22 protein-coding genes are annotated in these 19533 nt (G+C 69.4%); 11 read left to right on the top strand and 11 right to left on the bottom strand.

Going from position 1 to position 19533, the window contains the following annotated elements:
• Nucleotides 1–30: 30 nt before the first annotated feature.
• Nucleotides 31–690 carry a YczE/YyaS/YitT family protein gene (locus tag QM568_RS04825; protein ID WP_415136374.1) on the bottom strand — a complete coding sequence of 220 codons (660 nt, stop codon included), beginning with the start codon at nt 688–690 and terminating at the stop codon, nt 31–33.
• A 96-nt stretch (nt 691–786) separates the two neighbouring features.
• On the opposite strand from QM568_RS04825, the gene QM568_RS04820 reads away from it, so the two are divergent.
• Nucleotides 787–2187 carry a PLP-dependent aminotransferase family protein gene (locus tag QM568_RS04820; RefSeq protein WP_415136372.1) on the top strand — a complete coding sequence of 467 codons (1401 nt, stop codon included), beginning with the start codon at nt 787–789 and terminating at the stop codon, nt 2185–2187.
• 154 nt (nt 2188–2341) lie between these two features.
• Here QM568_RS04820 and QM568_RS04815 read toward each other — a convergent pair whose 3' ends face one another.
• Complete coding sequence (locus tag QM568_RS04815; RefSeq protein WP_415136370.1) at nt 2342–2845, bottom strand: DUF3145 domain-containing protein; 504 nt, start codon at nt 2843–2845, stop codon at nt 2342–2344.
• Between the two features lie 161 nt (nt 2846–3006).
• The gene (locus QM568_RS04810; RefSeq protein ID WP_415136368.1) at nt 3007–3780 is read right to left on the bottom strand and encodes a hypothetical protein; all 774 of its coding nucleotides are present in this window, start codon (nt 3778–3780) and stop codon (nt 3007–3009) included.
• A gap of 125 nt (nt 3781–3905) precedes the next feature.
• On the opposite strand from QM568_RS04810, the gene QM568_RS04805 reads away from it, so the two are divergent.
• The 3 genes from QM568_RS04805 to QM568_RS04795 are packed head-to-tail and all read left to right on the top strand — an operon-like array spanning nt 3906 to nt 7531.
• On the top strand, nt 3906–5906 hold the full coding sequence (locus QM568_RS04805; RefSeq protein WP_415136366.1) for a DUF262 domain-containing protein: 2001 nt from the start codon (nt 3906–3908) through the stop codon (nt 5904–5906).
• A 56-nt stretch (nt 5907–5962) separates the two neighbouring features.
• Complete coding sequence (locus QM568_RS04800) at nt 5963–7189, top strand: alpha/beta fold hydrolase (RefSeq protein ID WP_415136378.1); 1227 nt, start codon at nt 5963–5965, stop codon at nt 7187–7189.
• A gap of 54 nt (nt 7190–7243) precedes the next feature.
• On the top strand, nt 7244–7531 hold the full coding sequence (locus QM568_RS04795; protein WP_415136364.1) for a hypothetical protein: 288 nt from the start codon (nt 7244–7246) through the stop codon (nt 7529–7531).
• A gap of 205 nt (nt 7532–7736) precedes the next feature.
• Here QM568_RS04795 and QM568_RS04790 read toward each other — a convergent pair whose 3' ends face one another.
• The 3 genes from QM568_RS04790 to glgA form a co-directional block, all read right to left on the bottom strand.
• Nucleotides 7737–7994, bottom strand: a complete 258-nt coding sequence (locus QM568_RS04790; RefSeq protein WP_067246295.1) for a type B 50S ribosomal protein L31 — start codon at nt 7992–7994, stop codon at nt 7737–7739.
• Between the two features lie 91 nt (nt 7995–8085).
• The gene (locus QM568_RS04785; RefSeq protein ID WP_415136362.1) at nt 8086–8871 is read right to left on the bottom strand and encodes an ABC transporter ATP-binding protein; all 786 of its coding nucleotides are present in this window, start codon (nt 8869–8871) and stop codon (nt 8086–8088) included.
• A 17-nt stretch (nt 8872–8888) separates the two neighbouring features.
• A complete protein-coding gene (glgA, locus tag QM568_RS04780) occupies nt 8889–10073 on the bottom strand; it encodes a glycogen synthase (protein ID WP_415136360.1) in 1185 nt (394 codons plus the stop codon).
• 47 nt (nt 10074–10120) lie between these two features.
• On the opposite strand from glgA, the gene glgC reads away from it, so the two are divergent.
• The 3 genes from glgC to QM568_RS04765 are packed head-to-tail and all read left to right on the top strand — an operon-like array spanning nt 10121 to nt 12776.
• Entirely contained in the window at nt 10121–11362 is a 1242-nt protein-coding gene (glgC, locus tag QM568_RS04775; protein WP_415136358.1) for a glucose-1-phosphate adenylyltransferase, read from the top strand.
• 46 nt (nt 11363–11408) lie between these two features.
• Entirely contained in the window at nt 11409–12044 is a 636-nt protein-coding gene (gene serB, locus QM568_RS04770; protein WP_415136356.1) for a phosphoserine phosphatase SerB, read from the top strand.
• Between the two features lie 33 nt (nt 12045–12077).
• Nucleotides 12078–12776, top strand: a complete 699-nt coding sequence (locus QM568_RS04765; protein ID WP_415136354.1) for an alpha/beta fold hydrolase — start codon at nt 12078–12080, stop codon at nt 12774–12776.
• Between the two features lie 15 nt (nt 12777–12791).
• On the opposite strand, the gene fabG is transcribed toward QM568_RS04765, so the two are convergent.
• Nucleotides 12792–13502: a 3-oxoacyl-ACP reductase FabG gene (gene fabG / locus QM568_RS04760; RefSeq protein WP_415136352.1), complete on the bottom strand. Its 711-nt coding sequence runs from the start codon at nt 13500–13502 to the stop codon at nt 12792–12794.
• A gap of 136 nt (nt 13503–13638) precedes the next feature.
• Between fabG and QM568_RS04755 the strand changes: the two genes are divergently transcribed.
• The 4 genes from QM568_RS04755 to QM568_RS04740 are packed head-to-tail and all read left to right on the top strand — an operon-like array spanning nt 13639 to nt 15562.
• Entirely contained in the window at nt 13639–14166 is a 528-nt protein-coding gene (locus QM568_RS04755; RefSeq protein WP_415136350.1) for a DUF4190 domain-containing protein, read from the top strand.
• A gap of 51 nt (nt 14167–14217) precedes the next feature.
• The gene (locus tag QM568_RS04750; RefSeq protein WP_415136348.1) at nt 14218–14568 is read left to right on the top strand and encodes a DUF3099 domain-containing protein; all 351 of its coding nucleotides are present in this window, start codon (nt 14218–14220) and stop codon (nt 14566–14568) included.
• Between the two features lie 5 nt (nt 14569–14573).
• Nucleotides 14574–14759, top strand: a complete 186-nt coding sequence (locus tag QM568_RS04745; RefSeq protein WP_415136376.1) for a hypothetical protein — start codon at nt 14574–14576, stop codon at nt 14757–14759.
• Complete coding sequence (locus QM568_RS04740; protein WP_415136346.1) at nt 14756–15562, top strand: SURF1 family protein; 807 nt, start codon at nt 14756–14758, stop codon at nt 15560–15562. Before QM568_RS04745 ends, QM568_RS04740 begins: the two co-directional genes overlap by 4 nt.
• Nucleotides 15563–15871: 309 nt before the next feature.
• Here the strand turns inward: QM568_RS04740 and QM568_RS04735 are convergent, their stop codons facing one another.
• From QM568_RS04735 to QM568_RS04720, 4 genes are all read right to left on the bottom strand, one after another.
• Nucleotides 15872–17470 carry an ABC-F family ATP-binding cassette domain-containing protein gene (locus QM568_RS04735; RefSeq protein ID WP_415136344.1) on the bottom strand — a complete coding sequence of 533 codons (1599 nt, stop codon included), beginning with the start codon at nt 17468–17470 and terminating at the stop codon, nt 15872–15874.
• Between the two features lie 83 nt (nt 17471–17553).
• The gene (locus tag QM568_RS04730) at nt 17554–18147 is read right to left on the bottom strand and encodes an energy-coupling factor transporter transmembrane component T family protein (RefSeq protein ID WP_415136342.1); all 594 of its coding nucleotides are present in this window, start codon (nt 18145–18147) and stop codon (nt 17554–17556) included.
• A complete protein-coding gene (locus tag QM568_RS04725) occupies nt 18144–18839 on the bottom strand; it encodes an energy-coupling factor ABC transporter ATP-binding protein (protein WP_415136340.1) in 696 nt (231 codons plus the stop codon). The genes QM568_RS04730 and QM568_RS04725 overlap by 4 nt, the downstream gene beginning before the upstream one ends.
• Entirely contained in the window at nt 18826–19404 is a 579-nt protein-coding gene (locus tag QM568_RS04720) for a biotin transporter BioY (RefSeq protein WP_415136338.1), read from the bottom strand. The genes QM568_RS04725 and QM568_RS04720 overlap by 14 nt, the downstream gene beginning before the upstream one ends.
• Nucleotides 19405–19533: the final 129 nt, after the last annotated feature.

Genomic DNA, 19533 nt, shown 5'->3' with positions numbered 1-19533 from the left:
CGAAACCGGGGGTTCGTCGCGACGGCGTGCTCAGTCGCGCACGGCGAATCGCTCACCGCGCCGTGTGCGCCACCGCGTGATCGACGGCAGGAACCAGCCGATGAGCGGGCCGACGCCGAACGCGAAGATGACGGTCCCGACGCCGACCGGCCCGCCGAGCAGGAAGCCGATGACGAGCACGGAACCCTCGATGAGCGTGCGCACCGCCCACACCGGCCATCCCGTCCGTCGCACGAGCCCTGTCATCAGCCCATCGCGCGGTCCCGGCCCGAACGCGGCCGCGATGTAGAGGCCGGTCGCGAAGGCGACCAGCACGAGGCCGGCGAGGAACACCGCCGCACCGATCCAGATCGACGGCATCGGCGGGACGACCGAGAGCGTGAGGTCGGCGGCGGGACCGACGATCAGCGCGTTGAGCACCGTTCCGAGCCCGACGCGCTGCCGCAGCGGTATCCATAGCAGCAGCACGCCGACGGCGATGAGGTTGGTCACCAACCCGAACGCGAGACCGGTACGATTCACGATCCCCACCGACAGCACGTCCCAGGGGGCGACGCCGATCCCGCCGCGGATCATGAGGCCGAGGCCCGCGCCGTAGAGGAACAGTCCGATCAGCAGCTGCAGGAGGCGCTCGACGAGATCGCGACGGCTCGTCGCGGTGACGGGCAGGAAGATCGGCAGAGAGGGCATGCAGCAATGCTCTCGCCTCGCACACCCCCTGCTGCGGGACCACTGCACAGAAAGTGGCCTGCCCCTCGCAGTCCACTTTTGGGGCATCATGGAGCGATGACCTCCCGTCTCGTCGAACAGCTCGGTGCGCAGAACGTCGCGGGCGCGACCGCCGCCGAGCTGGCCGAGCACATCCGCGCCCTCATCCTCGACGGCCGCCTCACCGTGGGCGAGCGCCTGCCCAGCGAGCGGTCGCTGGCGCTCGAGTTGCGGCGCTCTCGCTCGACGATGACCAGGGCGTACGACCAGCTTCAAGCCGACGGCTACGTGAGCCGCGTGCACGGCGGCGGCACGCGCGTCTCGCTCCCCCACTCCGGCGCCTCGTCCCCTGCGCACCCCGACGAGTCCGCCATCGACCTCTCGATCGCATCGATGGGCTCCACGCCAGGGCTCTACGACGCGACGGTGCGCGCGCTCCCCCGGCTCGCCGCCCTCCGCGGGACGAGCGGGTACTCCCTCCGCGGGATGCCGGAACTGCGCGAGGCGGTGGCCGCCCGCTTCACGCAGCGCGGCATCGACACCTCCCCCGACGAGATCATGATCACCTCCGGAGCCCTCAACGCGGTGCACCTCGTGCTCACGGCGCTGGGGCGTCGGGGCGAGCAGGCCCTCGTCGAGCAGCCCTCCTTCCCGCACGCGCTGGAGGCGCTGCGCTTCCACGGATACCGGATGCTGCCGACACCCGTCGATGAGAACGGCTGGGACCACCGTCACCTCACCGACACCCTGCTGCGCTGGCGCCCGCATGTCGCCTACCTCATCCCCGACTTCCATAATCCGACAGGGGCCACCCTCACCGACCCCGAGCGCTCCCGCATCGCGACGACCGCGCGCAGCACCGGCACGCATCTCATCGTGGACGAGACCACGGCCGAGCTCGACATCGACCGCGGCTGGGCGCCGCTGCCGATGGCGGCGTTCAGCCCGCACGCGATCACCGTGGGATCGATGTCGAAGATCGCCTGGGGCGGAATGCGGATCGGCTGGGTGCGGGCCGATCGCACCCTCATCGATCGACTCGTGCTCGCGCGTGCGTCGTTCGACCTCGGCACCGCGCTGCTGGAGCAGTGCATCGCCGTCGAATTGCTAGGCGAGATGCCCGCGCTGATCGAGCACGTCCGCACCCGGCTGAGAGAGGGACGGGCCGCGGCCGCCGCCGGGCTGGCGGAGAGCGGACTCACGATGCCCACGACGAACGGCGGCCTGTCGAGCTGGATCGACCTCGGCACCCCGGTGTCGACGCGCCTGTCGCTGGCCGCGCGCGAGCACGGCCTCGTCCTGCCGGCCGGCCCCCGTTTCTCGACGGGCGGCGTGCTCGAGCGCCGCATCCGCATCCCAATCACGCTTACCCCCGATCGCATGACGGAAGCCATGAGCCGATTCCGTCGCGCCTGGGACGCCATCCACGACGGTGCGACCATGAAGGCCGAGCTGCTGCCCCGCACGGCGGTCATCTGAGCGGGCGGGGACGGCAACGGCGGACACGAGAGGATCCCGCCTCCGCAGAGGCGGGATTCTCGTCGTTGGAATGGAATACGTCTTCTCAGCGTCCGGGGCGACTCACCGGCATCCGATACTCACGCCTTCCCCTCCAGGCCCTCTCCCGCGTCGGCTATCCCACCTTGTGGAGCCAGACGACGCGGGCGTCGTCGCTCGCGTGCCGGAACGGCTCGAGCTCCTCGTCCCAGGCTGAACCGAGAGCGATGTCCAGCTCACGCTGCAGCTCGAGTGCGTTGCCCGCCGCGATCTCCATCGCGTAGCGGATGCGGTCCTCGCCGATCACGACGTTGCCCGCGGCGTCCGTCTGGGCGTAGTGGATGCCGAGATCAGGGGTGTGCATCCATCGTCCGCCGTCGCTGCGCGGCGTCGGATCCTCGGTGACCTCGAAGCGCAGGTGCTCCCAGCCGCGGATGGCGGTCGCCAGAGCGGCGCCGGTGCCCACAGGTCCGTCCCAGTAGAACTCCGCGCGGCGGGCTCCGTCGAGCACGGGCTGATCGGCCCAGTCGAAGTTCACGGCGCGCCCGATAGCGCGTCCCACCGCCCATTCGAGGTGCGGGCAGAGCGCGCGAGGCGCTGAGTGGATGAAAACCACTCCGCGTGCGTAAGGCGTCGCCATGATCTCTCCGTTTCATCAGGTGCGTCTTCCCCAACGAACCTGGATAACGAAGTGGCGAGGATATGCGGTTATGCGCCCATTCTGGCGCACGAAGGCGGAAATCACAAGGATGTGATTTCCGCCTTCGTGCGCGTCGACAGGCTCAGCGACCCGTCAGAGGATCAAGCCTCGCTCATCGCCTGCTTGACCTGCTGACCCTTGGCCGCGTAGTACGCGGCACGGGCTGCGTCGCGCTGCGCCTGCTCTGCGTAGCCGGCCTCGAGGACCTCCTGTGCGACCTCGACCTGCTCGTGCTGGTCGGTGCCGTGGTACTTCTCGATGTAGGCGTCGAGCTCAGGGCCCGACTCCCACGAGGTGATCAGGCAGTAGCGCGGCTCTGTGCCGTTGTGCGTGGTAGCGTGCCACAGACGTTGGGTGTCGACGATGAGCTGCGCGCCGGCCGGAAGGGCGATGCGGTACTCGATGCTCGGGTCGGTGCGGTTCTCGCGCAGGACGAAGTAGCTGTCCTTGTCGTCGGTGAGGTTGAAGAACCCGCGCACGACCCATCCGGTGCCGTCGGGGTTCAGGCGGTTGTTGTCGTCCTGGTGGAGGTTGTACAGGCACTCGCCGTACGGGGTGGGCTGCAGCTCGATGATGCGGCAGCGCCCGACGTTGGCGCCCGGCTCCTTGGCGCGAGCGGTCAGGGTCGGCGCGATCGCCGTCTGCGAGTCGATCCAGACGCCGTCCTTGTCGGTGCGCGGCGGCTTGTGGTTCCAGAAGCCGTTGCACTCGATCTCGCCCTTCGCGCTCGCCAGCGGCGCGAAGCGGGTGTCGCCCGAGGACTTCCAGTCGACGTACTCGATGTCGAGCCACTCGCGAGGGTCCATCTCCCCTCCATAGCTGTCGAGGACGACGAAGCCCTTGTCTTCGAGGGCGGCGGACTTGATGTATCCCATGATCTGAACCAGATCCTCTCATCGGGGGCCAGCACGTTTTAACAGGCCCTGATAAGGCAAGCCTAACAGGGCTCCCTCGGAGCGCCCCGAAGGGACGCCGGGTTTATCCGCATAGACTTTTTCGCATGAGCACTGCCACCAACGTCGAGGCAACCGCTGTCAACACGATCGAGTGGCTCTCCGCCGGCTCCACCGCGATCGTCGTGCCCGTCTACCAGCGCCAGTACCGCTGGGACATCGGCGGATGCGAGCGCCTTCTCGCCGACGTCCGCGCCGTCGCCGACGAGGATGCAGGGCACCGCCACTTCATCGGATCGATCCTGTCCGCGCACGAATCGTCGGCAGGAGACGATCTCATCCTCATCGACGGCCAGCAGCGCATCACCACTCTCATGCTCCTCGTCGCCGCCCTTCAGCATGCCGTGCGCGCCGACGATCCAGCGCTGGCCACCGAGCTCCAGCGGGTGCTCGTCCGTGACGACGACACGTCGCGCACGCGCCTGCGCCCCCACGACGCCTGGGCCGACCTCTACGAGTCGGTCGTGCTCGATCGTCGCGCCGGCGTCGACCGCGAGTCGCGCTTCGACGACAACTACGCCTTCTTCCGCAGCCAGATCCAGGTCGACGAGGTGCCGCGCATCTGGCGCGGACTGCAGCGCCTCGAGCACGTGTCGATCACTCTCGGGGCCGAGGCCAACGCTCAGCAGATCTTCGAGAGCCTCAACTCCACCGGCGAGCCGCTGCGCGATCACGAGCTCATCCACAACTACATCCTGATGGGTCTGACGCACGCAGAGCAGCTCGACGTCGAGGCCCGCTTCTGGCTGCCCATCGAACAGCACACCGGCGAGGCGATCGGCGCGTTCTGGCGGCACTACCTCGTGATGACGACGGGTCGCGAGGTGGCGGCGAACGGCGAGCACGGCGTGTACAGCGCGTTCCGGCAGTCGTTCCCGCGCCTCGATGTCGAGCACTTGCAGGCCGATGCCGAGGTGTGGCGTCACTATGCCGAGATCTACGGCATCCTGCTCGACCCGTCGAAGGAAGCGGATGCCGGCATTGCGCAGCAGCTCCGCTTCGTGAACACCTTCGGCCGTGCGGCCTACCCGCTCGTCATGAGCGTGTACAGCGACCACGCCCGCGGGGTCATCGGGCGCGAGGAGCTCATCGAGACCCTGGAGTGGATCCAGGCCCTCTACCTGCGACGCACCCTGGTGAACCTCCCGAATGAAAGGCTCGTCGCCCGCCTCTGCCGGGCCAGGGCCGAGGGCCGGGATGCCCTCGCCAGGGCGATCGCGCGGATCACACCGTCGGACGAGCGCGTCAGCGCCGTCCTCAAGTACAGCGAGCTGCCGCATCCGGCCTACGTGCTCGGACGTCTCGCTGGCGTCGACGAGCCCGCCGATTTCGACGTCGAGAAGCTCGTGCCGGCCGTGCCGGGCGACACCTGGTCCGGCGACGGCATCCGCTCCTGGTCGGAGTACAGCGACGACGAGCAGAACAGCCTGCGCGCCCTCGCCCCGACCCTCGGCAATCTCACCCTCCTCGAGCCGCGACTCGCCGAGCGCGTCTTCGGCGCCCCGTTCCCGGTGAAGCGTGCCGAGGCCTACGCGCGCAGCCGGGTGCCGGCTACGCGCGAGCTCGAATCGGTCGCGGCGTGGACGTCGTCGGCCATCTCCCAGCGCACCGTGCGTCTGACGCAGGACCTGCTGCGCATCTGGGCGCGCCCCGCCCTGCCGGAGATCGACGACGACGGGCTCACGCCCATCCTCGATGCCGTGCGCCGACGCGGCTGGCCGGCCGGCTGGGAGCGCGAGTTCGACTACGTCGAGTACCGCGGCGAGCGGTGGGAGGTCCCCGACGTCAAGTACCTCTTCAACCGTGTGATGCGCCGCGCCTGGACCGACACCCGCGAGGCCGCACTGTCGTACTGCGCGAAGCACGGCGGGCCGATCTACGGCGAGATGGCCTGGAAGGGCCAGTGGGACGAGCTCGACGAGTCGCACTTCCTCTACATGGGGTGGGACTCGAACTACATGATGAATGCGGTGCAGGGCGTGCTCGAGGAGTCGGGGCTCGCATCCGAGGTGTTCGTCAAGTACTCCTACATCGGCAACGTGATGTAGCGGCGGCCCACCCGGGCCGCCGCTAGGCTCGACGGGTGAGCACCGTTGTCCGTCGCATGCTGGATCTGACCGTCGAAGAGCACACGCTCACCCTGCCCCTGGTGTGGTCGGATCCCTCCGACGGCCGCACCATCGACGTCTTCGCGCGCGTGGTCTCGCGCGAGGGCGGCGAGTCGCTTCCGTTCCTCGTCTTCCTCCAGGGCGGACCGGGCCACGAGGCCCCTCGCCCCTTCCACTCCTCGACGTCTCCGGCATGGCTCGACGAGGCCCTCGCCGACTACCGCGTCGTCCTGCTCGATCAGCGCGGCACGGGCCTGTCCTCCCCCGTCGGCGACAGTGATCTCGACCGCGGCGCGGCTGCCGTCGCCGAGCACCTCACGCACCTGCGCACCGACGCCATCGTGCGCGACTGCGAGGCGCTCCGCGAGCATCTGGAGGCGGAGACCTGGAGCGTGCTCGGGCAGTCCTTCGGCGGCTTCACGACACTGGCGTACCTGTCGACGGACGCCGCCGCCCTCGAGAAGGTGTTCATCACCGGCGGCCTCAGCACCGTGACCCGGTCGGCCGACGAGGTCTACGCGCTCTGCTACGACAAGATGCGCGCAGCATCCGAAAGGTACTACCGCCGCTTTCCCGAGCACCGCGACGTCATGCGGCGCCTCGTCGACCTCGCGGATGACGGTTCCCTCACGCTTCCAGACGGAGAGGTCGTCTCTCCGTCCCGCCTCCGCTCCGTCGGCTCCGCACTGGGCACCGACGACGGCTGGCAGAGCGTGTGGTCGCTGCTCGAGCGCGATCCGTCGTCGAACGCGTTCCGCCACGACCTCGCGCACGCACTCCCCTTCGGCGGACGCAACCCGCTCTACTTCGTCTTCCACGAGTCGAGCTACGCGAACGGCCAGGCCACCCGCTGGTCTGCCGAGCGGATGGAGCCCGCCGACTTCCGCGAGGACGTCACGCTGTTCACCGGGGAGCACATCCGCCGCGAGTGGACCGAGACCGTCCCCGCCTTCCAGCCCTGGCGCGACGTCGCGCTCGAGCTCGCCGAGTTCGCCTGGCCGACGATCTACGACCCGGCCGCCATCGCGGCATCCGGGGCGTCGGGCGCCGCCGCCGTCCACGCGAACGACGTCTACGTGCCGATGGAGTTCTCGCTGGAGACCGCGGCGCTGCTGCCTGCGGTGAACGTCTGGCTGACCAGCGAGCACGAGCACAACGGACTGCGCGCAGGCCCCGTGCTCCCGCGCCTGATCGACCTCGCGCACGGTCGCCGCATCCGCTGAGGATCCGTCCTGCGGGGGATGCCGCCGCCGTCCGCGCCTGCCTATTCTGGGTTCGTGGCTGACGTGCTGGGATACCTCGTGACCGTCGCGGTGCTCCTGCTGATCACGACCGCGGTCATCGTCGGCGTCGTGATCGCCTATTCGAAAACGCCACTCGAGAAGAAGTACGAGAACGCGGGCGGCGGGTTCGGCGGATCCTTCGACGCGATCTGGATGCCGTCGGCGTACGAGGTCGGCATGGAGCGCGACCGCCAGACCCGCAGGACCGCGCCCGCACCGTCTCCCGGCGATCCGCCGAGCGCGATCGACGGAGACCGCATCGTCATCGACGTCCGCGAGTGAGCAGGTCTCCACCAACGGCGCCCGGTCTGTGGTGACCCACCACATGCGTGACCGACTCCCGCCGTCGGTCACAGCACCGGCGACCTCCCGCCAGCACACCCCACCACATGCGCGACCGAGCACGACCAGGCCGGCCGACCCCGGCATGCGGGAACGACGAAGGCCCCGATCTCCGAAGAGAGCGGGGCCTTCGCGGTGGCAGCCCTTACTTGGAGGAGCCGCCGAAGTTCTTGAAGCGCTGGTTGAACTTCTCGACGCGGCCGGCCGAGTCCATGATGCGCTGCTTGCCCGTGTAGAACGGGTGCGAGGCCGAGGAGATCTCGACGTCGATGACGGGGTACTCCACGCCGTCCAGCTCGATGGTCTTGTCGCTGGTGACGGTCGAACGGGTGAGGAAGGTCTCGCCCGAGCCGAGGTCGCGGAAAACGACGGCCTGGTAGTCGGGGTGGATGTCAGTCTTCATGGGATTCCTTAGCTGATGCCCTGGATTGTGCCAGAGTCGGGGAAGTCTGCGGTGCAGAGAGCACCAAGGATCGAGTTTAGCAGAACCTGGTTCAGGATGCCGCTCGGGCGGCGTAGCGGCCGCCGTCTGCGGTGAGGACGATGGGCATGCCGAACGCCTCCGTGAGGTTCTCGGCCGTCAGCGTCTCGGCGATCGGCCCCGCGGCGACGACCCGGCCGTCGCGGAGGAGCAGCACGTGGGTGAAGCCGACCGGGATCTCCTCGACGTGATGCGTCACCATGAGCATGGCCGGCGTCGTCGGCGACGAGGCGTAGCCGCCGAGCAGCGCGAGGAGTTCTTCACGCGATCCGAGATCGAGGGATGCCGTCGGCTCGTCGAGCAGCAGCAGCTCGGGGTCGGTCATCACGGCACGGGCGATCTGCACGCGCTTCTGCTCGCCGTCGCTCAAGGTTCCGAAGAGCCGCTCGGCGAGATGGTCGAGCTTCCAATCGGCGAGCACGCGCATCGCGCGGCGCTCGTCGATGCCCTCGTACTCCTCGTTCCACCGGCCGAGGACCGAGTAGGCCGCGGTGAGCACGGAGTTCAGCACCGTCTCGTCGCGCGGAATGCGCTTCGCCATCGCCGAGGACGCGAAGCCGATGCGCGGGCGCACCTCGAACACGTCGGTGCGCCCCAGCGTCTCCCCCAGCACCGTCACGGTGCCGGCGGTCGGATGAATCAGCGTGTCGGCGAGCTGGAGCAGGGTCGTCTTGCCCGCGCCGTTCGGTCCGAGCACCGCCCAGCGCTCGTCGTCCCGCACCTGCCAGGTCACGTGATCGATGATGTTGCGCCCCTCGCGGCGCACGATGACGTCGGTGAATTCCAGAGCGCTGAGCATGCGTTCAGCCTATCGGCTCAGTTCGTCAACTCCTCGTAGAGCGCACGCGTGGTGTCTGCGATCGCGCCCCAGCTGAATTCCCGCTTCGCCCGTTCCCGCCCTGCCGCCCCGTACTCGCGCGCCTGCGCGGGATCGGAGGTCACCTCGGTGAGCACCGCGGCGAGGTCGGCGACGTACGTCTCCGGATCGACAGGGGTTCCGGTGCCGTCCTGCACCTGCTCGATGGGCACGAGCCGACCGGTGACGCGATCGGCCACGACCTCGGGGATGCCACCCGTCGCGGTGCCGACGACGGCGGCGCCGCAGGCCATGGCCTCGAGGTTCACGATGCCGAGCGGCTCGTAGACGGACGGGCAGACGAAGGTGGTCGCCGCGGTGAGGATCGCCGAGAGTTCATCGCGCGGCAGCATCCGCTCGATCCAGATGACGCCTTCCCGCGTCTCCTGCAGGACCCGCACGCCCTCCTGCACCTCCGCCATGATCTCCGGGGTGTCCGGGGCGCCCGCGCAGAGGATCAGCTGCACGTCGGCGGGGAGCCTCCGCGCCGCCTGCAGCAGGTACGGCAGACCCTTCTGCCGGGTGATCCGGCCGACGAACACCACCGATGGGCGCTGCGGATCCATCCCGATGGAGGCGAGGAACTCCGGGTTCTGCACGGGGCGCCAGCGCTCCACATCGATGCCGTTGTGGATGACGCGCACCCGTGCGGGGTCGACGTTCGGGTAGCTGCGCAGGATGTCGGCGCGCATGCCTGCGCTGACCGCGATCACCGCAGCGGCGTTCTCGTAGGCGAGCTTCTCGATGCCGCTGGAGACCGCATAGCCGCCGCCGAGCTGCTCGGCCTTCCACGGACGCAGCGGCTCCAGGCTGTGCGCCGTGAGCACGTGCGGGATGCCGTGCAGCTGCGAGGCGATGTGCCCGGCGAAGTTCGCGTACCAGGTGTGACTGTGCACGATGTCCGCCCCGGAGATCGCCGCGGCGATCTCGAGATCGGTGCCCAGCGTCTGCAGGGCGGGGTTCGCCGTCGCGAGGGCACCGGGGGTCGTGTAGGCGAACGTGCCAGGCTCGTCGCGCGGTGCGCCGAAGGCGCGCACCTGCACGTCGATGCGCTCACGCAGGGCCGCGACGAGCTCGGCGACATGGACTCCGGCACCCCCGTAGATCTCCGGCGGATACTCCTTCGTGATCATTTCGACTCGCATGAGCGAAACGCTAGTACACCGAGCGATCCGCACTCTAGGGTGGAGCCATGTCCGCACCAAAGAAAATCTTCGGCATCATCCTCGCCGGCGGCGAGGGCAAACGACTCATGCCCCTCACGGCCGATCGCGCGAAACCGGCAGTACCGTTCGGCGGACAGTATCGATTGATCGATTTCGCGATCTCCAACCTCATCAACTCCGGCCTCCGGCAGGTCGTCGTCCTCACGCAGTACAAATCGCACAGCCTCGATCGGCACATCTCCCAGACCTGGCGGATGTCGGCGCTGCTCGATTCCTACGTCACCTCGGTGCCGGCCCAGCAGCGCCTCGGCAAGCGCTGGTTCTCCGGGTCCGCCGACGCGATCCTGCAGAGCCTGAACCTCATCAACGACGAGAAGCCCGACATCGTCGTCGTGATCGGCGCTGATCACGTCTACCGGATGGACTTCCGTCAGATGCTCGAGGCACACATCGCATCGGGCGCGAAGGCCACGGTCGCCGGCATCCGTCAGCCGATCTCGCTGGCGTCGCAATTCGGCGTCATCGACGCCGACACCGAATCGGGGCGCATCAAGCAGTTCCTCGAGAAGCCGACCGATCCCGAAGGGCTTCCGGATGCCCCGCACGAGGTGCTCGCCTCGATGGGCAACTACATCTTCGACGCCGATGCGCTCATCGCCGCGGTCGAGGCCGACGGCGAGTCGCCCACCTCGGGCCACGACATGGGCGGCGATATCGTCCCCTACTTCGTCGAACGCGGCGAGGCCGGCTACTACGACATGAAGCAGAACGAGGTCCCCGGCTCCTCGCCGCGCGACCGCTCCTACTGGCGCGATGTGGGTACGATCGACTCCTTCTTCGACGCCCACATGGATCTCATCTCCACGCTCCCGGTGTTCAACCTGTACAACATGGAGTGGCCGATCCACTCGCAGGCCGTCAACTCCCCGCCCGCGAAGTTCGTGCGCGACTCGGTGGGGCGCATCGGCAACGCGATCGACTCCATCGTCTCGCTCGGCAGTGTGCTCTCGGGCACGCACCTCGAGCGCAGCGTCGTCGGGCCGTGGACGCTCGCCGGTGGAGGCTCGACCATCACCGACTCGGTGCTGTTCGATCATGTCCGCGTCGGCGCGGGGGCGCGCGTTCATCGCGCGATCCTCGACAAGAACGTCTTCCTCGAAGACGGGGCCACGGTCGGCGTCGACCGCGAGCGCGACGTCGCCCGCGGCTTCACCGTGACCGACTCCGGCATCACCGTCGTCGGCAAGGGCTTCGTCGTCGGACGCTGACGTCATCCGTCACGCGGAGCGCGCGGCGGTCGCTAGGCTCGTGCCTGTGACCACCGCGCGCTTCCTCGTCGTCCTCGATGCCGATTCCACGCTGATCCGCGACGAGGTGATCGAGCTCCTCGCCGATGAGGCCGGCCGCCGCGACGAGGTGCAGGCCGCCACCGAGGCCGCCATGCGCGGCGAGGTCGACTTCGCGACGAGTCTGCGCTCGAGGGTGTCGGCGCTCGAAGGCGTTCCGATCGATGCGTTCGAGCGCGTGCGCGCGCGGATCCGGCCGACGCCGGGGGTGCGCGAGCTCACGGCGGCTGTGCACGAGCGCGGCGGCGTCGTGGGCGTCGTCTCCGGCGGGTTCCACGAGATCCTCGACCACGTGGCGCCGGCGCTGGGCGTCGACCGCTGGCGCGCGAACCGGCTCGAGATCGCCGACGACGCGCTCACTGGTCGCGTGAACGGCGAGATCGTGGATGCCGCGGCCAAGGCTTCCTCCCTGCGCTCGTGGGCTGCGGAGCTCGGGGTCGCCGCTCGCGCCACGATCGCGATCGGCGACGGGGCGAACGACCTGAGAATGATGGATGCCGCCGGCCTCGGCCTCGCATTCAACGCCAAGCCCGCCGTCAGGGAGGCGGCGAGCCTCGTCATCGGCCCGCAGGACCTCGCCGAGGTCATCGCGCTGCTGCCGTAGCCGATGTCGGATGCCCCGGCTATCGTCATCGGCATGGACATCATCCTCATCCCCGGGCTCTGGCTCGACGCCTCCAGCTGGAACGCTGTGGTTCCCGCCTTGCAGGCCGCCGGGCACCGCGCGCACGCACTGACGATGCCGGGTCTGGGAGATCCGGCATCCGCCTCGGCCGACATCGGCATAGCCGACTGGGTCGCCGCTGGCGTCGCCGCGGTCGACGCCGTCGAGGGGCCCGTGGCGGTGGTCGGGCACAGCGGTGGCGGCAACGTCGCCTGGGCCGTCGTCGACGCGCGCGCCGATCGCGTGTCGCGCGTCGTCTTCGTCGACACGGTGCCACCGCCGAACGGGTCGGGCATCAGCGAGTTCGAGCTCGTCGACGGCGTGGTGCCGTTCCCCGGATGGGGCTTCTTCCCGCCCGAAGACGTCGCCGACCTCGACGACGTCACGCGCACGCGCACCGCCCAGCTGGCGCTGAGCGTTCCCGCGCGCGTTCCGACCGACCCCCTCGAGCTCGGCGATGCCGGCGCCCGCTACGGCGTGCCGGTGACCCTGCTGATGGGGTGGATGGACCAGGCGCAGCTCGACGCCGAGCTCGCGAAGTGGGGTTCCTACGGCGACGAGTTCGCGGCGATCGCCGACCGCGAAGTCGTGCGCATCGGCAGCGGGCACTGGCCGCAGTTCTCCGTGCCGGAACGTCTCGCCGAGCTCATCGACCGGGCGGTGACGCGCTGACCGTCGACGTCGTCGTCAGTGCCCCATGCCGAGGCCGCCGTCCACCGGGATGACGGCGCCCGAGATGTAGCCCGCTTCGTCGCCGGCGAGCCAGGCGACGGCGGCCGCGACCTCGTCGGGGGTCGCGAAGCGCCCGGCGGGAATGCTCGCCTTGTACTGCTTCTGGGTCTCTTCGGGGAGCTCCGCGGTCATGTCGGTCTCGATGAAGCCGGGAGCCACGACGTTCGCCGTGATACCGCGACCGCCCAGCTCGCGGGTGAGCGAGCGGGCGAAGCCGACGAGCGCGCTCTTGGAGGCCGAGTAGTTGACCTGACCGGCCGATCCGTACAGGCCGACGACGCTGGAGATGAGGATGACACGTCCGAAGCGCGCGCGCAGCATGCCCTTCGAAGCACGCTTGACCACGCGGAAGGCGCCGCCGAGGTTGGTGGCGACGACGCTGTCGAAGTCGTCCTCGCTCATGCGCAGGAGCAGGGTGTCCTTGGTGATCCCGGCGTTCGCGACGACGATCTCGATCGGTCCGAGCTGCTGCTCGACCTCGGTGAAGGCCGCATCGATCGCAGCGGCATCCGTCACGTCCGCGCGCACGGTGAGCGTCCCCTCTGGACCCTGGCCGTTGCGGGCGGTGACCGCCACCCTGTGCCCGTCGCGCACGAAGCGCTCGGCGATCGCGTAGCCGATGCCGCGATTGCCTCCGGTGACGAGGACGACGCGCTGAGAACTCATTTCCACTCCTGATCCTGCCGGGCACGGCCGACGGCCGGGACGGATCGATCCTATCGAGGATGCCGCCGTCGGGCTCCCCGCGGCATTGACACCAGCTGGTCCGGTTGCCACGCTGGAGCCGAAAGAAGGCCATGACGTGAGCGACAACAGCACTCCCCCGTATGACTCCGGCTCGTACCCCTCTCCGGCGCAGCCTCCACAGCCGCTGCAGTCCGCACCGCAGCCGCAGGCGTACCCGGCCGTCACGCCGCTGCCCCCGACGTACCGGGCCGCCGCGCCGCTTCCGCAGGCGTACCCCATCGCCGCGCCGCAGGGCTACGGTCAGGGCTCCCCCGCGCACCCCGGATACGCCCCGATCGGCTATGCGATCCCGCGTCCGAGCAGCGGCCTCGCGATCGCCTCGCTGGTGTGCGGACTCTCCGGCCTGGTGCTCTTCTGGCTCTTCCTGCCCGTGCTCGCCTCCTTCGTCGCGGTGATCACGGGTCACATGGCGCTGCGGCAGACGAAGGAGAACCCGGTGCTCGCCGGCCGCGGGATGGCGATCACCGGTCTGATCACCGGCTATATCGGCGTCGGCATCCTCGTCGCCGGGGTCGCCTTCTTCGTGCTCAGCCTCCTGCTCCTCGGCGCTTTCACGATCCCGTTCCTCACAGCCCCGGTCTGAGAGCCGCGGCAAGGCTCCGAAGCCGCCCCGGCGGCGTAGGCTGGAGCCATCGTGAAGAACAACCATGCCGTGCCCGCCGTCACCTCGCTGCCGCAATCACCGCGGGACGAGGCGGACCATCGCGTGCGCCGCTACGTGATCACGATGAGCATCCGCATGGCGTGCTTCGCCCTGATGGTCTTCGTCCAGCCGTACGGGTGGTACACCTGGGCCTTCGGCCTCGCCGCCGCCGTGCTCCCCTACATCGCCGTGGTCTTCGCGAACGCCGGAAGCGACAGCACCGAGAGCATCCCGGAATCGCCGGTGCAGCAGCTCGAGGCGCCCGCCCCCGCGCAGCCCGCCCCCGATGAGGGTGAGGCGCAGATCTTCACGATCCATGAGGACCGGCAGGACCGCGGGTGAGTGCGATGGAGTGCTCGCGGGCCGGATGCCGGAACGCGGCGACCATGCACGTGGTGTGGCGGAACCCGCGCATCCACGCGGCGGACCGCGAGAAGATCTGGCTCGCGTGCGATGAGCACGTCGCCTTCCTGCACGACTACCTCGCAGCCCGCGACTTCCCGGTGTCGGTGCGCGACGGGGCGCCCGCATGAGTCGGCGCCTCCTTCGATGGGGCGTCTACGTGCTCATCGCGATCGGCTTCGCGGTCGCCTGCGTGTTCCTGTCGCAGTGGCAGTTCGCGCGCAACGAATGGCGCTCGGGGCAGATCGCCCTCGTCGAACGCAACTACGACGCGGCGCCGGTGCCGTTGGACGAGCTCATCGGGGCCGACGGCGCCTTCGACCCCGCCGACGAGTGGCACCCCGTCACGCTGCACGGGTCGTACCTCGTCGACGAGCAGCTCCTTGTCCGCAATCGCCCGCACGGCGGTACGAACGCCTTCGAGGTGCTGGTTCCGTTCCAGACGGACGATGGGCGCGTGTTCGTGATCAACCGCGGATGGGTGCCGCCGGGCGACGGCGACTCCCCCGAAGCGGTGCCTGCGCCCCCTGATGGCGAGGCCACGGTCGTCGTGCGGTTGCGCGAGGGCGAGGCCCCGGCATCCGTCCGCGATGCTCCCCCTGGTCAGGTGCCGACCATCGATCTGGCGGCGGTCGCCGAGATCGTCGGCGGCGATGTCGTCTCGAGCGCCTACGGCGAGCTTGTCAGCGAGGACCCCGCAGCGCCCAGCCTCGGCGCCTTCGACTCCCCCACCGACGACCCCGGCCCGCACCTGTCGTATGCGATCCAGTGGATCCTGTTCGCGATCATGGGTTTCATCTTCATCGGCTACGTCATCCGCACCGAGATCGTGAAGCACCGCGAGGACCTCGAGGGTGCACCGACGGTCCCGCGCACGCGCCGCACCCGCGACCGCGACGCCGCCGTCGAGGACGAACTCCTCGACGCACGCTGACCCCCTCTCCCCCTCCCTCCCTCTCCCCGTCTCCCTCGCCCTCTTGCCCTCGCCGAGAAACCACTTCCGTCCTGAGACACCACCGCACAGGGGGTGTCTCGCGTCGAAAGTGGTTTCTCACCCCGGTGGGTAACCCTGTCGCTTGCCGCACATCCAGGACGTCCCGGACGTCTCCGTCCGCCACCGTCGCCGAGAAACCACTTCTGCGTCGAGACACCACCACACAGGGGGTGTCTCAGGACGGAAGTGGTTTCTCGCCGGAAGAACAGGAAGAACCGGAAGAACAGGAAGAACAGGAAGAGGAGCGGGCTATGCGAGCTCGATGAGGTCCTGGTACTCCTGGCTCCAGATGTCCTCGACGCCGTCCGGCAGGATCAGCACGCGCTCCGGATTCAGCGACTGCACCGCCCCCGGGTCGTGCGAGACGAGCACGACCGCGCCCTCGTAGTGCGCCAGAGCGCCGAGGATCTCCTCGCGCGATGCGGGGTCGAGGTTGTTCGTCGGCTCGTCGAGCAGCAGCAGGTTCGCGGAGGACACGACGAGCGTGGCCAGGGACAGGCGCGTCTTCTCGCCGCCGGAGAGCACGCCCGCAGGCTTCAGCACGTCGTCGCCGGTGAACAGGAACGAGCCGAGCACCTTGCGGGCCTCGGTCTCGGTGATGTGCGGAGCCGCCGAGACCATGTTCTCGAGCACGGACCGACCGACGTCGAGATTCTCGTGCTCCTGGGCGTAGTAGCCGACCTTGAGGCCGTGCCCTGGCTCGAGCTGACCGGTGTCGGGCTGGTCGACGCCGGCGAGCATGCGCAGCAGCGTCGTCTTGCCTGCGCCGTTGAGGCCGAGCACGACGACCTTCGAGCCGCGATCGATCGCGAGGTCGACGTCGGTGAAGATCTCCAGCGACCCGTACGACTTCGACAGCCCGGATGCCATGAGCGGCGTCTTGCCGCAGGGCGCCGGCTTCGGGAACCGGAGCTTCGCGACCCGGTCCTCCTGGCGCACGTCGTCGAGCCCGGCGAGCAGCTTCTCCGCGCGCGCGATCATCTGATGCGCGGCGGCGGCCTTCGAGGCCTTGGCGCCGAAGCGTGCGGCCTGCTGCTGCAGGGTCGTCGCCTTCTTCTCGGCGTTCACGCGCTCCTTCTTGCGCCGCTCCTCGTCCGCCGCGCGCTGGCGGAGGTAGTTCTTCCAGTTCATGTTGTACGCGTCGATGACCTGGCGGTTCGCGTCGAGGTAGAACACACGGTTCACCGTCTCGCCGACGAGCTCGACATCGTGGCTGATGACGATGAGGCCACCCTTGTAGTTCTTCAGGAACTCACGCAGCCAGACAACGCTGTCAGCGTCGAGGTGGTTGGTGGGCTCGTCGAGGATCATGGTGCCCGCGTCCGAGAACAGGATGCGCGCCAGTTCGATGCGGCGGCGCTGGCCGCCGGACAGGGTCTTCAGCGGCTGGTCGAGGATGCGATCGGGCAGCGACAGGTTGTTGGCGATGGATGCCGCCTCGGCCTCGGCCGCGTAGCCGCCCTGCCCCTCGAACTGCTCGGTGAGCCTGGCGTAGCGCTTCATCGCCTTCTCGGCGATGACGGGATCATCCGATCCCATCGCGACCGTCGTCTCGGCCATGCCCAGCGCCAGGCTCCCGAGGCCGCGCGCGTCGAGGATGCGGGTGCGGGCGAGCATCTCCGGATCGCCGGAACGGGGATCCTGCGGCAGGTAGCCGAGCTCTCCGGACCTCGTGACGCTGCCGCCGGAGGGCAGCAGATCACCGGCGAGCACCTTGGTCAGCGTGGTCTTGCCCGCGCCGTTGCGTCCGACGAGACCGATCTTGTCTCCATCGGAGACGCGGAAGGAGACGTTCTCCATGAGCAGGCGTGCGCCAACGCGGATCTCGAGTTCGTGCACGGCAAGCACAGCGGGATGTCCGTTCGTTCGGGGTGGGAGTGCGGCCGACGGGCCAGCCTCCCAGTATAAGCCGCGCGCCGCCGGTGTGCCTGTCAGGCCGCCCCGCGCGCGGCCAGGGCGTCGCCCACGTCGTCGGCATGCCGCAGCGTGCGGACCATGAGCGGCACGACGGCGCGCCAGCCGGGCCGGGCGCCCCGCGCACGCAGCGCCTCGTCGACCTGGGCGGCGAAGCCGACCACGACGGGGATCATCGTGATCGTCAGGCCGATCGTGAGCGCCGCCGACTCCGTGTCGACGCCGAAGCGTCCCAGCGGCGCGATGAGGCGTCGCAGCACGCCGAGCAGGGCGCTCATGCGCGTGGTGAGGGTGAGCAGGGCCGCCAGCAGCACGATCGCGACGACACGCCCGGTGCTGATCCACGCGACCGCCGGCCCGGCGAACAGCGCGAGCGCCCCGCCCAGCACGACGACGAGCCAGCGCAGCCGCCACAGCTCCCCCGCCAGGATCCTCAGCGGCAGTCGCGCCCCAGCGTAGAGCACGATGACGGCGATGAGCACCCCGGCGATGCTCCACGGCGTGTGCGGCGCGAGCGAGACGGCCAGCGCGCTCACCGTCAGCGCGGCGAGTTTCGTTCCGGCGCCGAGCCGGTGCAGAGGGCCGTCGCCTGGCACGTAGAGCTGGATCATCCGTGCATCCGCCGGTAGTGGGCGACGACGTCCGCGGCCGTGTCCGTCGCGACGATCCGGCCCTCGTCGAAGAGCACCGCGACATCGCATCGCGCGGCGAGCTCGAGATCATGGGTCACGAGCACCACCTGCGCCGCCTGCGCGAGCAGCAGGTCGCCGATGCGGCGGGCGTTGCGCAGATCCAGCAGGGTCGTCGGCTCATCGGCCACGATCACGGCCGGATCGGAGATGAGGACGGATGCCAGGGCGAGCAACTGCTTCTGCCCGCCCGAGAGCGCGGAAGCTGGCACATCGGCGTGCGCGGCGAGCCCGTGGGAACCGAGCGCTGCCGCCACCCGTTCGCGTCTCTCGTCGCGCGGGCGATCCCGCAGCGAGAAGGCGAGATCCTCAGCAGGGGTCGGCATGAGGATCTGCGCCTGCGGATCGGTGAAGACGAAGCCCACGCGCCTGCGCACCTCGGACGTCCGCTGCGCGACGTCGATGCCGTGCACCCGCACACGGCCGGAGGTCGGTGCGACGAGGCCGTTGAGCAGCCGGGCGAAGGTGGACTTGCCGGAGCCGTTCGGGCCCACCACCGCGATGCGCCCGGCATCGAGGGCGACGTCGACGCCAGCGAGGATCTCCCGCCCGCCCCGCTGAACGGACACGCCGTCGACGGCGATACTGCGGCAGGCGGTATCAGGCTGCCGCATGCTCCCGCACCCGCTCGCGACCGCGATCCGGAGCGTCGCCGAACGCGGGCGGATACGCCCGGGCGAGCGCAAGGGTGAGCACGGTCGCCGCGACCGCCTTGATGAGGTCTCCGGGCAGGAAGGCGAGCGACGACAGCGCCGTCGGCCCCAGATCGATCCCCAGCACGAGGGCCTGCAGCGGGATCCCGAACAGGTACACCGCCCCGATCCCGCCGAGGAGCGTCGCAAGCCCGGTGCGCCACCAGCGGAGGGGCCCTGTGCGCATGATGAGGCCGATGACGACGACGGCGGCGATCCAGCCGATGAGATAGCCGACGGTCGGGCCGACGAAGACGCCGAGGCCGCCGCGCCCGCCTGCGAGCACCGGCAGTCCCACGGCGGCGAGGACCAGCACCAGGAGGATCGACAGGCTCCCCCGCCGCGCGCCGAGCACGGCGCCGGCGATCATCACACCCAGCGTCTGCCCAGTGATGGGCACGCCGCCCGGCAATGGCACCACCACCATTCCCAGCGCAATGATGAGCGCTGCGAACAGCGCGATGCGGGCGAGATCCCTGCCGGTCATGACTTCTCCGTAAGTTGTTAAGCGGCCCGGGAGGGCCGGATGTGGCTGATGGCTTCTTGTCTCAAGTGGCTCCGAAGGAGTGGCCGTCCGGTTCTCCGGGGCACCCTGACTGCTGATTGAGATGCGCGT

The sequence above is a fragment of the Microbacterium sp. genome (assembly GCF_047607465.1).
In the GTDB taxonomy this organism is placed as follows: domain Bacteria; phylum Actinomycetota; class Actinomycetes; order Actinomycetales; family Microbacteriaceae; genus Microbacterium.
Note: the sequence above shows the minus strand (reverse complement) of the source record. Positions and strands in the feature narration are given on the sequence as shown.